The sequence below is a fragment of the Clostridium sp. LS genome (assembly GCF_002760435.1).
Classification (GTDB): domain Bacteria; phylum Bacillota; class Clostridia; order Clostridiales; family Clostridiaceae; genus Clostridium.
This window is the reverse complement of the sequence record NZ_AUUU01000047.1, coordinates 1-13586: the sequence shown is the minus strand read 5'-3', so window position 1 is coordinate 13586 and position 13586 is coordinate 1. Positions and strand designations below refer to the sequence as shown.

Here is a 13586-nt window from a genome sequence, read left to right as displayed (position 1 = left end):
TACTGTTCTCACTTATTATCTTATTCTTATTCAAATTACATCTTGACAAAGAATACCAAATCCCCCCATAACAGCAAAACATTACTTTATAGGGCAATTTTATTATATTACAAATTACCATTTATTTCAACATTTTATACTTTAATATTAATTGTTTTCTTTCACTTTTGATAATAATAAAAAAGCTTAGCAAAAAAACTAAGCTTCTTTTGAAACATTTTTAGTATTAAATTTATCGTTATTATTCAATTTACATTAACTTTATTTTATTAATATATCCCTACTCCATTCAGGAACTATATCTCTTTTCCATTTTATTGTTCCATCACATATATAAGCTACATGGTTAAATTTATTTGTATTATCATATATATTTATTTCATTACACAGATTCAGCACTTCTTTCAAATTGTCCAGTGATTCATAATATCTTCTCTCTATAGCTTCATCTGGAATTCCATGTCCACCTTTTAATACCCTAATTCTAACTCTTTCTTTCGCAATATTAGGATTATCAACTCCAATATAATTTATAACTACATAGAAACCCTTTTGTCTTGCTTTTTCTATATTTTTAATTATACTTTTACCAGAAAGAGTAGTTTCCTGATTAAATGATATTTCATTTTTTATATAATAATTTATAAGCCTCACAGCTTCCCTTGCACATTTAATTTGAAGATTATTATCCTTCCATGAACCCACTCTTGCTACCATCTCATCAGTATTTATTCTTTTTTCATCCTTATTTCTTTCATAATAAATAGACTCATATATTGATGTTTTCCCAGCACCATTTACACCTGCAAATATAGTGTAAGTAGCCATCAATTTTTACCTATTACTCTTTCTTGTTCCTTTTGCAGTACTATCTCAGATAAAGCAATATAAAAATCTTGTTCTTCTTTTGTTTTAGCTTTTTTAAACAATTCCTTTAAATCTGCATATGAATATTTTAAAAATTGATTATACAAATTATTTTGTTCATTTATCTTTTCCATAGAAATTCCTCCGATAAATAATACTTTTATTATATTATATCCTAACCAATTATCAATATAAACATTTTATCCTAAGTTCTAATTCAACAAAAGCTTATAATTATAAAATAATTACTAGATAAAAACTGGATTCTTTACTTAAACATTTGTATCTTGTACTTTTATTCATAAGAAAGCTTTTCTTATAAAATTTTTAGTTTTCCATATATTTTTTACCTAAATTTTAGAATGCGAGGAAGTTTCTACTTACTATAAAATAAATACTAATCTAATTACTACAAGCTTGTAATATTAAAAATTTGCAACAATATTTGCAACAACTACAACAATAATTAGTAAAAATCAAAACTGCTTGTACTCGGCACCAGCCTTGATAACTAGGGCTTTTCAAGCATTAGTAGAAATTAGTAAAATGCCTATTTTATGAATCCGGCCAGCGGCACCATTAATTTTGGTGGATTGCTGTATTACTTGGCTTACGTGCCTTGTAGTACAGCTTTTTTTATTGGTTTGCAATAACTAGATTCTATATTACTTATCTTAAGTTGAAAAGTAGAGGTATTAATTTTCTTCTACTTTTCACATCCTACTTACTTTTTCTATTTTTAATGATATGTTTGCTAATGAGGCGTGGCTCGAGAGAACTTATATAATGTCAACTCAACCCACTTTCGTTTAGATAACATTCAATAATATCTTCGATCCCTTTTCGCCATCATTTTTACCATATTATATAATTATGATTTCAACTACCTAAGGCGTATCATTGACAACCAAAAGGTTGAGGGGATAGATGAAATTTTGAGTTAGAATTTCATTGACAGATATGTTATTGTCAATAAACTAAATTATTGAGCGGTTACGTCACAACATTTACAGTAGTAATAATTAGTAAATTAAAGAATACCACAAATCTGAAGAATATTAAGTATTAAAGAACCTGTTGCAACAACAAAAATTCCAATCTTCCAACCTAATTTACTCGTTTTAACATCAAGTCTATCTATTCTGTCCTTTAAATCTGTAAGTTTATCATAAACTTCTTTATCTTTATTTAAAATTTCTTCCTTTAACTCAACAATGGTATTTACTAACTTTTCCTTAACGGAATTGATTTCATCTGATAAATCAACTTCTACTTTAGATAAATCCTCTTTAACTAACGATATTTGGGCATTCACACTTTCCAAAAGCGAGGAAATATTATCCTTGATTATTTCACTATCTTTATTAGTAGTGTATGTTAAATTGGATAATTCATCTTTTAACTGTTTTGTTGTATCTGCATACTTTTTATCCAATGTACTATTTTTTTCTGTCAATGCTTGTTCTTGCTGTTTCAAAGAATTTTCAAGACCTTTTATTTTATCTGTATTATCACTTGTTTCCTGTTCAAGCTCATTATTCTTTTTCTGTTGTTCTTCAAAAGCTTTGTCATGTTTTAACAACTTTTCTGAATGGGAGACTATTATGTTATCCTGCTCCCCATCATGTTTTTTAAGGTCACTTATTTTTTTGTTGTGCTCAGCATATTTTTGTTGGTGCTCTTTAAGGAATTTATCATGTTCTGATAATCTTTCAGAATGGGATGATATTAATCTGTCTTGCTCTTTATCTTGTTTTTTCAATCCTTCTATTTGCTTATCATGTTCAAAATATTTTTGTTGTTGCTTTTCTAGAGTTGCCTTATTTTCCAAAATGCTTTTTGTATTTGTAGCAATCTTTTTATCCCGCTGCTCATCCATTTGCCCGATATTATCTAACTCTCTATTTATACTCTCAAGTTGTTGTTGATGTTTTTTCACCTTACTTGTTAATGCAACTTGTTTACTCATGATATCTTCTTGAGCTTTAAGTTGTATAATAACATTCTTTAATTCTTGCCTTGCCAAGTCAGAGATTTCTTCTTCTGATGCACCCTTTAGTTTTAACTCTAATTCTCTTACAACACTTCTGTTCATTGCAATGTTACTTACACCTAGACCAAATAAAAACTTTGTAATTTCAGTAAGTTTTGTCTGATACTCAAAAGAAACTTTCTGTGCTTCTGTTGCTGTCATTAGCCCCTCTGCTAAACCTTTGGATGCTGACTGGAGCAAATTAATTGCTTCTTTTTTACTATAATCAAATAAACCCATTTTTACCTGTGCAGTTTCGGCTTTTTTCTTCGCTTCTACTGCCATATTTACTGCCTTTTGCACATTGGTTTCTAAGATAGCAAGTTTATCAAACTGTGAGGAAAGTACAGAAGGCAGTTCTTGTGATTCTATGGTCCTTATATCTATAACATTTACTTCTTCAATCATACTTCATTACTCCCATTCAATCAAATCTGACAGTTCTTTTGCGAAGTGATCATCCTTCGCTTTTATCTTATCAATGTATTCTCTTCTTTTTACTGAACCTTCTTTTATTTCATTCCATGTATCTACAAAATTTTCTGCAGTTCTCTCCATAATAATATAGACTTCTTCTATTGCTTTATCGGTATTTTCTGCTGCAATCCACATATCAGCTTCTTTGTAAAATACTTTTGCATTTAATAATTGTAATTCCTCTCCTCTTAAGCGTATTCTCTCATTTTCCTTTTTACTTTTCTTTATGCCCATTGCTACATCAGTAGAAACGGCAATAGCAAAACGCCCAACACCAACAAAGTTTACCCTTAATATAAAATTACCCAAAGTTGCCGGATTAAAACCACCAGACTTAATTACAGCACGTATACCTGCATCTGCCAAGTCTATGGCTGTAAATGTGCCTGTTGCAATTGTCAACATTCTAACAATAGTTCTATTTTTAAATGGTAATGTCTTCTTCCATTCAATATCCTTGAAACTTTCCTTTTCTTTTAATTGCTGTATTAAGCGACGAAGAAAATAGAAACCTCTTACCAAAGCTTCATTAACAACAACAGGAATAGCTTGTCTTCCAATTTCATGCCCTACAGCTAACTCACTGCGTAAATCAAATCTATTCTTTTCAAAAAAATCTCCAATAGTCTTAGGTAAACTCGTCTTGTTAATTCCTGGAATTGCAGAGAATTCTTTCAGCAAAGCCATTATAGGCCCCGGAATACCCATTCCTGCTCCTGCATTATCACTTGAACCCGCCATATCACTAACTAAATGCATTGCCCAGTTTATTACGCCACAGAAAAATTTAGATGGTATATCATTCCCAATAAGTATAATAGTTTCTGTATTCCCATTTTTCTTTCTTTGCAATGAGATAGGCACATCAATTTTTATATTTTCCCCATATTTGTTTGTAAAATAACCAGTCTGAGTAAATTGAGTTATAATCGAAAAAATTAATCCTAAAAGACTGGGATGGTGTGCCCAGTCATCTAAATGATGGCTTATTCCATTTATTCCGTAGTGATCACTATTCCAAACACCATCACTTGGAATATGATACTTATCTTCTAAAAATTTAATTGCACCTTTTAATGGATTTTTACCTTCATATGCTTCTGGATCAAATCCATTTTTCTTTGCTATATCCATTACAAAATTATTTACTTTCTCATTACTCCATTCTTTACCTCTGTCAAGTGAAAATTCACCCACATAGAAAATATCAATGGCGCCTGCAATAATACCACTTGCAACAGCAATAGTATAATCTAACCCATCAGCATGATTAGTTAATCTATCAATTTCTGTGTTTAATTCTTCAACCTTTTGGTTAATTACCGCTAACCTTTCATCAACTTCAGCAATACCATTATAAATTTCAACTTTTCTTTTATCAGAAAAATCTATAGGAGTTATCATTTCAAACTCTATTTCTTTTAAATCAGTTGAAGTTTTATTCTCATACACATCATTAGGTATAATAGTGTAATCATCTATTTCTAACTTAATTAAAGGTTTCTCTTGAGTTGTTGTCAACATATTAAATCTCCTTTTGACAAATAAATTATAGTATAAAGTTGTCTTTCATTTATACCGGTATATTTAAGTTTTTACAAATTATTTAATATCCGTTTTGCTTAATATTTTTTTCAACCAATAAGTAGTTCCGCCAGCAATTGTTCCTATTGGTCCAATCACTCCTAAACCTATTATTCCGATTGGTGCTAATAATCCTGAAAACATTGAGGCAAGAGTAGCTCCAGCAACTCCTCCAGCAGCAGAAATTGAAACTGCTGAAATGGCTTCCTTCAAATTGTTATAATCTTCTTCATCAAACTCATCCGCTTTATCAAGTAAAATAGTGACCGCTTGTGGAAGTACTGTATTTTTTTTGTTATGGGCAATCTCATAGTCTAATATTGCTCGAATAGCTATATATTGTGTAAGATTCATAGGAGTCTTTTTGTTTTCTAAATTACTGATTGTTTGTTTAGTTACACCTATTTTTGAACCAAACTCTTCAGCTGTCCAACCAGCTATTTTTCTAATAGCCATAAGATTTTCTTGTAAATGATTTATTTGTATTTGATTATTTTTTTCCATGATCTACCTCCTAATAATTTACTACTATATATAATATTTATATTTAAGTCAAGTATTTTTACTTAAATAAAATTATTTTTCAAATCATTATATCTACGGTCTATTGCCACCTGATATTCATAAGGAGTATATTCCAATTTATATTTTCATTATTATTCATATAAATAAACCTCCATTGTTAAAATCTATACTGATTTTAACAATAAAGGTTTGAGTCACTCAATCCTACTTCAACTTGTTCTTCAATTCTACTATGATACTACAAAATATGTATCAACGTATGATACCATTTGGTCTCCTAGAGTAAGATAATAATATACCGGTATTAAGTAATTTGAATAAAATAGTCTTTTCGATTCAGCCTTATTATTTTCCAAAGCTGTTATCAAACTCTGTTGATTCCTTATGCTTATAATATAGCTTTCAGCTACAAATGAAATCTCTTCTGAAAAATATATGTCTGGAAAAGAATCTTTATATGTATTTTTATGATTTTCTAAGTTTGTTCTAATAATATTTAATTGTTGAATGTAATTTTCTAAATCTTTATATGTATTTTTTAGTTGTTCTTCCGTTGAACTCTCAGCTATTTCTATAACAGTTAAATTTGCTCTTATTTTTTTCATTTGTTGTAAGTTTTGAATAATATCTACTTTGCCTTTTAAGTCCTCTACTTTCGGACCGTATGGTGCATTTTGCCTTGTTGTTGGCTGCGCATAAGCTACATTAGTTAGAGTTATTGTAATAAGTATCATAAACATTATTACTCGCCTTATTTTTCTTTGCATTATTATTCAACTCCTTTTTCCATAATTATTCTAAATTAAATTCGAATGGTATTTAAACAGATTATATATATATCTTTTGTTTTTTCACAAATTATTCTCTATAAAAATTAACGTAAAATTTCCTGAATTTTAATTTATGAAAAAAAGTTGAGACTAATATAAGAAAACATATAAATTTGCCTATATTAGTCTCACGAATTATTATTAAAATTATAGAATCAACTAAGTTGAATATTTAGTTAAATGTAATATTGCATTCTCTTTAAAATTTTAATCTGAATTATACTTATATATTTTTAATTAATAAAATTTCACAAATTCAGCAGTCGGCTTTCTATATCCTCTAAGATAAAGATCCATTTCTTATAGCTTCATCATGCTTAAAATTTTCTCCCCAGCCTTCATAGATACTATTAATAGTATCTATCATGATTTTATATTCAGCTTTATCAAGCATTCCTAACATCATGGATCCTTCATAGATTGTATCCGCAGATTATTCTGCTATTCATAAGTTTTCAGATTATTATTTTCCTAATAATTCATTCACTAATGCTCTATTACTTTCTACGCATTGGCCGCAACCAGTACCTACTTTTGTTACTTCTTGCACTTCTTCTACCGTGGCAAAACTGTTGAATGAATTTCTTCCTTGGTGAGTTCGAGCTAAATCGATGATTATTGCCTAATTCGATTTTTTCTCTGCTGGAGAGCGCAATGTCTATTTATGAATTAATCCAAGTTCAATCATACTTTTTGCAGTTGCCACGATTGCTTCTTCTGCTGACCTTGGCTGCCAGCCAAGTAACTTTTTAGCTTTTGCATTGCTACAAGCTGTGTTTTGTCCTAAGAACGTTGCTGGCATGCGCAAATCCTTTTTAAAAATCGCCATAAATTTAATTACAAAATCCGGCAGTGCCTTAGTAGATACTTTTTTTGCTGTACTTCCTAAGTATCTCTGCAAAATTTCCGCTTCTTCTTTATATGTCAGATTTTCACCCGTGGTAGCAATAAATCGCTCTCCCGCTGCTTCTGGACATGTCATTGCAAGCAAATGTAATTCTGCTACATCTCTCACATCAACGTAATCAAATCCAATATTTAAGAGGAATGGCATATTCCCGCTGAGCATCGCACGAATAATCTGATTAGAGTGAGAAAAATCCTGTCCAAGTACAGGTCCCATGACCGCCACAGGATTAACAGCAGAGAGTTCTATATTCTCTTTCTTTGCAAATTCCCAAGCCGCAAGCTCTGCCATAGTTTTTGAACGTTGGTATGCATCAATATTGCCTGACAAGTCAGTCCAATCTTCCTCTGTGAAAATCTCCTGGTGGGATTTATGGCCTGCAAGCACTGCCCCGGAAGCAGAAGTTAGGACTACACGTTTAACACCTGCCGCTTTCGCTGCCTTCATCACGCGCAATGTACCATCAACCGCCATTTTCACCATTTCATCACCATCATCAGGACGTGTGGCTGGTGTTGGTGATGCCACATGAATAACGTAAGTCGCACCAGTTGCAGCCTTCATCCAGTTTATATCACTTGTCAAATCTGTCTGTATAAACTCCAGATTTTCAAAATCAACTGCTCCGCCTTGTGCAAGCATCGACTTAACCTCATCCTGGCGTGACAATGTACGAAGTGTTGTACGAACTCGATATCCCAGTTTCAAAAGCTTTAATATTATATGTACGGCAATGAAGCCGCTGCCGCCTGTTACTAAAACTAATTCTTTTTCCATAATTAATTCCCCCTCACTAAAGTTTCACTTGTAACCTCTGTGCCATTAGCATATACTATTACCAAGATGAAATCAACACAGAAACGATCATATGTGACAATAGGGGAGGTATTGTAATGGCAGCAACAAATCACTCGCAAGCCATCAAAAAAGATACAAAGGATTTTATAACAACAGCTATGCTGCAGTTGCTTGCAACAGCAAAGTTGTCAGAATTGACAGTTTCACAAGTTTGTAAACGGGCAGGAGTAAGCCGCATGGCTTTTTACCGAAATTTTAACGATCTCGAGCAGATTTTGTATGAGTATTACCAACCAAAGATTGCGGCTGTATTTTATACGATTCAGCAGAATCCATCCTTCTCTGATAAATTTAATATCCAATTGAAGTTTTTCAGCACCTTTAGTGATGATTTACTTTCATCTGTTGACCGTGGATATGAACCAATTATTCAGAAAATTTTCATAGAAGAAATAAACAAATTTTATGCTCCTGATAGTGGTGAATACTGGACAACTTTCATGTCAGCAGGTGTTTATGCTGTTTGGCGAAAGTGGTTTCTAAGTGGACAGCAAGAACCGCTTCAAGAAATAATGGAATTTTTCAAGCAATTTGATACATTAGAAAAGATTTTTTAAGACTTCTGCCTTTATCACTGATCGTACATTATCCTAAACGTTTTTGTTCTCACCTATTTATGAGCTTATTAAGTTTATAAAAAGTTTTCTATTTTATTTAATGTATAAATAAAATACCTATATTTCTATAGATGCTTTGTATAATTGTTATGATTTAAAATGCATTAATTATGTTCACCTATATCTTTTTGCAGAAATCGCTCTCCTATGGCTTCTGAAGGTGTCATTGCGAGCAAATGTAAGTCTGCGACATCTCGCACATCAATGCAATCAAAGCCAGCTTTTAAGAGAAATGGCATTTTGCCAGTCAACATCCCATGAATAATTTGGCTGGAGTATGAAAAATCCTGACCTTTCACAAAATAACTACTAGAAAGACCAACTAAATTGATTTAATAATTTAGCTTTGATATAATATTATAAAAAATAAGGAGGATACAAATGTTTGAAGAAGATAGCTACGAAGAAGATGTAAAGTTATTTGAAAAAGTGATTTCTGCACAAGCAGAAGAATTATTATCTAATAAAGACTTAGCTGTTGTTTATATTGGTCGTGCAACATGCCCATTCTGCCGTAAATTTGTTAAAAAATTAAGTAGCTTGACTAATAAAATTAACATAACTATTTACTATGTGGATAGTGATAATTTTTCAGACAATTTAATTAGCTCATTTAGAGAAAAATATAATATTGTAACTGTACCAGGATTTATTGTTAGTAAAAATAGAGAAATAGAGGTTCGTTGTGATTCTTCAATTACAGAAGAAGAAATATTAGATCTGTTAAAATAAATAGTCAACTAATTTAATTGCTATAAACTTAAGATACGCTGATTATAATAATGCAAAAAATGTGATAGTACTTTTCTATGGTAGAAGTAAAATATCCTAGTAAGGCATGAATAAGCTTTACTAGAATATTTTAATACGTCATTGTAGTTCAAATTCTGCTGTTACATGTGAATAACCTATTGAGTTTTCAATTTCCGCTAATATTCTATATTTTCCTGCTGTTAGCTTATTAAAATCTTTTAGTATGCTTAATCTACAAATAGCCATACCTGTTCCTTTTGCTGGCAAAATTGCTGCTAAATCATTAAAACTAGTATCTTCTGCAAACTCTAAATTATGCCACTCATTATTTTCAAACTTATCTATTTGATAATATGCTCCACCATATCCACTTTCTAAATTCGTATTATTTGTTATATCAATTCTAATCTTTTCTGTATTAAGAGGATACACATTTTTTTCAGTCTTCATAGTAATATCTTGTAATTGTGATTTACCTTTAGTTGTATCTAAAGCTCCGTCTACGCCCAAATAATATCCATCAACAATTTCATCCCTTGCTAGAGCCCCTTCAAAGCTAAAGTAATAATACTTTCCATTAACTAATTTCCAGCCTTTAGATGCACTATTTTCCTTATACAATGTATCTCTCACTTCTATAGGATAGCCACCTGTTTTCAACGTATTTTTAAATTCATTAATATCAAAATTTTTATCCTTATTATCTGTAACATTTTTTGAATTTAATAAATTATTTGATGCAGCTTGAATCCATGCACCGTCAGAGCCTAATTCGTATCCATCTATAGCTGTATCATGTGCCATATATCCATCTTGTCTAAAATAATACCATTTTCCATCAATCTCTTTCCAACCTACTGACCATGAACTTCCTTCTTTATTCCACCAACCGTTTGAATCCTGTTTCCATTCTGCATTTGCTCTTATAGGATATACTGTCAACATTGAAACTACCGCTAATGAACTAGCTATTACTTTTACTAATTTGCTTTTATTCATTTTTGCCCTCCACTTCCACTTAAACCTTATTTCCCTATAACATACAATTATTTCATGCTTTTTTGGTACCGCCCCACTCACTTTTCAAATAATTAATATTTCAAAGAGAACTTTTATAGACGGATATGATATTAAAATAGTAAGCAAATTGCATGCCACAAGACATATTAACGACTATTATAAAGACAGATAGGTTTATAATATGGTATTTATGGGTAAACTGTGTTTTAATAAAGGAGGTGCTATATTGGAAATTAAAAAAATCCTTGAAATCCTTATAATGGTTTTACAAGGCTTATCTATAATAATCATAGTTTGGGGAGTTTTTCTTTGCCTAATAAACTTTATTAAGGTGGAGATCTCCGTTCATAATAGAAAAGATGCAATTCAAAAGATTACATCTACAAAAAATTATTTAGGTTCTTATATACTATTGGGGCTGGAAGTTTTAATAAGTGCAGATATTATAGATTCTATATTAAATCCTACGATTCATGATATTTTAAGGCTAGCTGCTATAGTTATAATTAGAACAGTAATATCTTATTTCCTAAATAAAGAAATGAAAGCCACTGAAAAAAATCAATAAGCAGTACTATAAATTTCATTTATTTATGGTAAGGTTCACCGTATCAGTAGCAGAAAACACTAAAAACACAAAATAGACACCTTTGTTATTTTAATTTAAATTTGAAACCTTATATTAACTCTTCATCATTTGTTCACTCAGGTCTATAAAAGCTCTTAATGCCCTTGAAACCCACTTATCCCTATGATATACCATTTGCGTAGCCAAATAAAAGGAATCTTCCCACCAAGGAAGTTCTATTAATTGCTTTCGTTTCAACTCCTCCGCAGCAGCAATCTTTGGAAGCAGCGTTATTCCAAGTCCACTCATTGTCAATTGTTTAATTGATTGAATACTTCCCATTTCCATTATTGATTTTGGAGTTACCCCAGCATCATTGAGACTTTGTTCAAAAAGATTTCTGTATCCGCAGCCTTTTTCTGCAACAATTATGTTGCAATCAGCTATATCTTCAGGATATACATGTTTTTTGAAAGTAAGTGGATGCCCTGGAATTGCTAATAAAACTAAGGGTTCAGGAAATTCCAATTCTGTAATTAACTCAATATCATTAATTTTCTGACCAATAATAAAAGCAACATCGATCTGATTTTCTCTTATCAATGTTTTACATTTATTATTGCCTTCCATTTTTAAAAGAATTTCAATTTCCGGATAACGGTCATGAAATTCTTTTAATAGCGGAGGAAGCCTTACAGCACAAAGTGATTCATTAGCCCCTATCGTCAAAGTTCCCTTTACTACATCTGATGTACTTAAAGTGCTTTTTGCTTCATCACAAAGCTTAATTATTTGTTTAGCATAAACAAGAAACTGTTCCCCTTCTGAAGTCAAAGATATATTTTTCCCTAATCTTTCAAATAAATTAACGCCTAATTCTTTTTCCAACTGTTGTATCTGAGCAGTGATAGCAGATTGCGAATATCCTAGTTCAAATGCTGCTTTTGTAAAATTACTCAGCTTAGCCACGGTAATAAATGCATTTAATTGACGAAATTCCACTTGTATATACCTCCAAATCAATCATTTATTTTGATTGTTACAATTTAAACTATTGATTTCACTAATTATTATTAGCATGATATCATATTGTTACTATCTTTTCAAATTTAATCATTAAGGAGGTCAGCTATGTTCAATTTATCTGCACTTTTATCTTATGTTCTTGTTTCAACTTTTACGCCTGGTCCAAATAATATTATGTCTATGACAAATGGTACTAATTTTGGATATAAAAAAACATTGAAATTTGTTCTAGGTTCTACAACTGGTATGGCTGTGATCATGTTATTGTGTGGTTATCTTAACTTATTTTTATTTAAACTTCTTCCTAACATAAAGTTGTCTATGGAGGTATTTAGTTCAGCATACATAATATATTTAGCTATCAAGATACTCAAAAGTAATTTTAACCCAAATGCAATTAATGATTATAGCATCAACACATTTAAATCTGGAATGCTTATGCAATTCATGAATCCTAAAACAATACTTTATGGTATAACGGTGACTTCAATTTTTATAATCCCCTACTATAAATCGAGCATAATATTATACGTATTTGCTATATTCCTCGCATTCGTAGGATTTATATCGATGTCCTGCTGGACTCTTTTTGGGGCATTATTTCAAAAAATTCTTAGTCGTCATAGAAAGTTATTCAATATTGTTATGGCATCTCTCTTGGTATATTGTGCATTATCAGTTCCCGACTTTAAACTTCTAATTCATTTATCTGATGTCTAGCCTCTGTAACACTCCTACTTCTGTAAGTGTGAGATAACAGCGGCACGACCCTAGACGAGGTACCCCTTGAGGGTACATTGTGACCCTTGAGGTTATAAGTTCAACCAAGATTCAGATGGGGATCAACCCCCACCTGAATCAAGTTTCACTTGATAATTTTTTGTACCATGAACACAACGAAAGGAATGATGTTTAAAATGAAGGTTTAGACAAGGTTCAGATCTTCATACAAATATATTTTCTCAAATGCAGATAACAAAGTTCTTTGAAAAATATGATGCTAAAGCACATATAGAAAAAATATAACAATTTATAAAAACAGGAGGGATGCTATGCTTAATGCAATTAAGGCTGACTTTCCTAAAGAAGTTGAATATATTGAACCTAAGGGAGGCTTTTTTCTCTAGGTTACACTTCCAGCTTATATGGATAGCAAGGATTTATTAAAATATGCATTAAAAAATGGTATAGCTTTTATTTCAGTAGAAGCATTTTTTTCAAATGGTGGTCATAAAAATACCTTACGTTTGAACTACACAAGTATTAATGAAAATAAAATAAAAGAAGGTAAAATTAAAAGTTCTTTAAACTCTTCAAAAGAAATATTTGATAACAGAAAAGCTCCTCTTCCTAATGGTGCTGCTCCTGCTATTGACGGATAAATTATATTATATTTTAAACAGTATCCATTTGCACCCTTCCAGATCATACTTAAGTTCAAATATTTTTTCTTGATTATTGATAACAGCAGTACAAGTATATATAAGCATTTTATTACCACATAATTTTTCTAAATCAATAC

General features: G+C 31.0%; 17 protein-coding genes. 5 read left to right on the top strand and 12 right to left on the bottom strand.

Annotated features, from left to right (window positions below; genetic code table 11):
- Window positions 1-261: 261 nt before the first annotated feature.
- The 9 genes from COL3_RS12460 to COL3_RS12420 all read right to left on the bottom strand — a co-directional run bounded on the left by COL3_RS12460 (window position 262) and on the right by COL3_RS12420 (window position 7999).
- Complete coding sequence (locus COL3_RS12460; protein ID WP_008422365.1) at window positions 262-828, bottom strand: zeta toxin family protein; 567 nt, start codon at window positions 826-828, stop codon at window positions 262-264.
- A complete protein-coding gene (locus COL3_RS12455) occupies window positions 828-1001 on the bottom strand; it encodes a hypothetical protein (protein ID WP_008422364.1) in 174 nt (57 codons plus the stop codon). The genes COL3_RS12460 and COL3_RS12455 overlap by 1 nt, the downstream gene beginning before the upstream one ends.
- Before the next feature lie 896 nt (window positions 1002-1897).
- Entirely contained in the window at window positions 1898-3307 is a 1410-nt protein-coding gene (locus COL3_RS12450; protein ID WP_008422363.1) for a hypothetical protein, read from the bottom strand.
- A gap of 6 nt (window positions 3308-3313) precedes the next feature.
- A complete protein-coding gene (locus COL3_RS12445; protein WP_008422362.1) occupies window positions 3314-4900 on the bottom strand; it encodes a hypothetical protein in 1587 nt (528 codons plus the stop codon).
- A gap of 78 nt (window positions 4901-4978) precedes the next feature.
- Entirely contained in the window at window positions 4979-5464 is a 486-nt protein-coding gene (locus COL3_RS12440; RefSeq protein WP_008422359.1) for a helix-turn-helix transcriptional regulator, read from the bottom strand.
- Window positions 5465-5715: 251 nt separating this feature from the next.
- Complete coding sequence (locus COL3_RS12435; protein ID WP_008422357.1) at window positions 5716-6252, bottom strand: hypothetical protein; 537 nt, start codon at window positions 6250-6252, stop codon at window positions 5716-5718.
- 343 nt (window positions 6253-6595) lie between these two features.
- The gene (locus COL3_RS29580) at window positions 6596-6721 is read right to left on the bottom strand and encodes a hypothetical protein (RefSeq protein WP_278286669.1); all 126 of its coding nucleotides are present in this window, start codon (window positions 6719-6721) and stop codon (window positions 6596-6598) included.
- Between the two features lie 57 nt (window positions 6722-6778).
- Complete coding sequence (locus tag COL3_RS29575) at window positions 6779-6928, bottom strand: (2Fe-2S)-binding protein (protein WP_278286670.1); 150 nt, start codon at window positions 6926-6928, stop codon at window positions 6779-6781.
- 45 nt (window positions 6929-6973) lie between these two features.
- Window positions 6974-7999 carry an aldehyde reductase gene (locus COL3_RS12420; RefSeq protein ID WP_180277938.1) on the bottom strand — a complete coding sequence of 342 codons (1026 nt, stop codon included), beginning with the start codon at window positions 7997-7999 and terminating at the stop codon, window positions 6974-6976.
- Between the two features lie 116 nt (window positions 8000-8115).
- Between COL3_RS12420 and COL3_RS12415 the strand changes: the two genes are divergently transcribed.
- Entirely contained in the window at window positions 8116-8637 is a 522-nt protein-coding gene (locus tag COL3_RS12415) for a TetR/AcrR family transcriptional regulator (RefSeq protein WP_008426052.1), read from the top strand.
- Between the two features lie 164 nt (window positions 8638-8801).
- Here the strand turns inward: COL3_RS12415 and COL3_RS29570 are convergent, their stop codons facing one another.
- The gene (locus COL3_RS29570; RefSeq protein WP_278286668.1) at window positions 8802-8936 is read right to left on the bottom strand and encodes a hypothetical protein; all 135 of its coding nucleotides are present in this window, start codon (window positions 8934-8936) and stop codon (window positions 8802-8804) included.
- A 142-nt stretch (window positions 8937-9078) separates the two neighbouring features.
- Here COL3_RS29570 and traF point away from each other — a divergent pair, with 142 nt between their 5' ends.
- Window positions 9079-9429, top strand: coding sequence for a conjugal transfer protein TraF (gene traF / locus COL3_RS12405; RefSeq protein ID WP_008426051.1), 351 nt, complete (start codon window positions 9079-9081; stop codon window positions 9427-9429).
- Window positions 9430-9567: 138 nt separating this feature from the next.
- Here the strand turns inward: traF and COL3_RS12400 are convergent, their stop codons facing one another.
- A complete protein-coding gene (locus COL3_RS12400) occupies window positions 9568-10449 on the bottom strand; it encodes an immunoglobulin-like domain-containing protein (protein ID WP_008426049.1) in 882 nt (293 codons plus the stop codon).
- A 280-nt stretch (window positions 10450-10729) separates the two neighbouring features.
- On the opposite strand from COL3_RS12400, the gene COL3_RS12395 reads away from it, so the two are divergent.
- A complete protein-coding gene (locus tag COL3_RS12395; RefSeq protein ID WP_035283816.1) occupies window positions 10730-11038 on the top strand; it encodes a DUF1622 domain-containing protein in 309 nt (102 codons plus the stop codon).
- Window positions 11039-11152: 114 nt separating this feature from the next.
- Here the strand turns inward: COL3_RS12395 and COL3_RS12390 are convergent, their stop codons facing one another.
- The gene (locus COL3_RS12390; RefSeq protein ID WP_008426045.1) at window positions 11153-12040 is read right to left on the bottom strand and encodes a LysR family transcriptional regulator; all 888 of its coding nucleotides are present in this window, start codon (window positions 12038-12040) and stop codon (window positions 11153-11155) included.
- A gap of 129 nt (window positions 12041-12169) precedes the next feature.
- Between COL3_RS12390 and COL3_RS12385 the strand changes: the two genes are divergently transcribed.
- Window positions 12170-12784, top strand: a complete 615-nt coding sequence (locus COL3_RS12385; protein ID WP_008426043.1) for a LysE family transporter — start codon at window positions 12170-12172, stop codon at window positions 12782-12784.
- Between the two features lie 425 nt (window positions 12785-13209).
- Window positions 13210-13446 (top strand): hypothetical protein, encoded by a 237-nt coding sequence (locus COL3_RS12380; protein ID WP_099716633.1) that lies wholly within the window; start codon window positions 13210-13212, stop codon window positions 13444-13446.
- The last annotated feature ends 140 nt before the right edge of the window (window positions 13447-13586 follow it).

Excerpts from the sequence above, each read along its gene's own strand:
- traF (WP_008426051.1), top strand. The coding sequence starts at position 9,079 with ATGTTTGAAGAAGATAGCTACGAAGAAGATGTAAAGTTATTTGAAAAA.
- COL3_RS12415 (WP_008426052.1), top strand. The coding sequence starts at position 8,116 with ATGGCAGCAACAAATCACTCGCAAGCCATCAAAAAAGATACAAAGGAT.
- COL3_RS12440 (WP_008422359.1), bottom strand. The coding sequence starts at position 5,464 with ATGGAAAAAAATAATCAAATACAAATAAATCATTTACAAGAAAATCTT.
- COL3_RS12445 (WP_008422362.1), bottom strand. The coding sequence starts at position 4,900 with ATGTTGACAACAACTCAAGAGAAACCTTTAATTAAGTTAGAAATAGAT.
- COL3_RS12395 (WP_035283816.1), top strand. The coding sequence starts at position 10,730 with ATGGTTTTACAAGGCTTATCTATAATAATCATAGTTTGGGGAGTTTTT.
- COL3_RS29570 (WP_278286668.1), bottom strand. The coding sequence starts at position 8,936 with ATGCCATTTCTCTTAAAAGCTGGCTTTGATTGCATTGATGTGCGAGAT.
- COL3_RS12400 (WP_008426049.1), bottom strand. The coding sequence starts at position 10,449 with ATGAATAAAAGCAAATTAGTAAAAGTAATAGCTAGTTCATTAGCGGTA.
- COL3_RS12460 (WP_008422365.1), bottom strand. The coding sequence starts at position 828 with ATGGCTACTTACACTATATTTGCAGGTGTAAATGGTGCTGGGAAAACA.
- COL3_RS12380 (WP_099716633.1), top strand. The coding sequence starts at position 13,210 with ATGGATAGCAAGGATTTATTAAAATATGCATTAAAAAATGGTATAGCT.
- COL3_RS12455 (WP_008422364.1), bottom strand. The coding sequence starts at position 1,001 with ATGGAAAAGATAAATGAACAAAATAATTTGTATAATCAATTTTTAAAA.
- COL3_RS12385 (WP_008426043.1), top strand. The coding sequence starts at position 12,170 with ATGTTCAATTTATCTGCACTTTTATCTTATGTTCTTGTTTCAACTTTT.
- COL3_RS12450 (WP_008422363.1), bottom strand. The coding sequence starts at position 3,307 with ATGATTGAAGAAGTAAATGTTATAGATATAAGGACCATAGAATCACAA.
- COL3_RS29580 (WP_278286669.1), bottom strand. The coding sequence starts at position 6,721 with ATGATGTTAGGAATGCTTGATAAAGCTGAATATAAAATCATGATAGAT.
- COL3_RS12435 (WP_008422357.1), bottom strand. The coding sequence starts at position 6,252 with ATGCAAAGAAAAATAAGGCGAGTAATAATGTTTATGATACTTATTACA.
- COL3_RS12420 (WP_180277938.1), bottom strand. The coding sequence starts at position 7,999 with ATGGAAAAAGAATTAGTTTTAGTAACAGGCGGCAGCGGCTTCATTGCC.